1 pseudogene is annotated in these 303 nt (G+C 77.6%); it reads left to right on the top strand.

Going from position 1 to position 303, the window contains the following annotated elements:
- Positions 1-303 (top strand): annotated as a pseudogene (locus I3F58_RS29230) (apolipoprotein N-acyltransferase); the annotation flags it as partial.

Genomic DNA, 303 nt, shown 5'->3' with positions numbered 1-303 from the left:
GCCCCGTCGCCGTCGCCGCGCTGTGCGTGCTCACCCCCGTGCTGGGCGCCCTCGCCGCCCGCCCCCTCGTGTCCACCGCGCCCCAGGACGGCACAGCGACCGTGGCCGCCGTCCAGGGCAACGTGCCGCGCATGGGGCTGGACTTCAACGCCCAGCGCCGGGCGGTGCTCGACAACCACGTGGCCCGGACCGAGGAGCTCGCCGCCGCCGTCGCCGCGGGCGACCTGCCGCGGCCCGACTTCGTCCTGTGGCCGGAGAACTCCTCCGACCTCGACCCCTACCGCAACCCCGACGCCCGCGAGG

It is taken from the genome of Streptomyces sp. MUM 203J, from assembly GCF_022414595.1.
Classification (GTDB): Bacteria; Actinomycetota; Actinomycetes; order Streptomycetales; family Streptomycetaceae; genus Streptomyces.
This window is presented reverse-complemented; position numbering and strand designations above follow the sequence as displayed.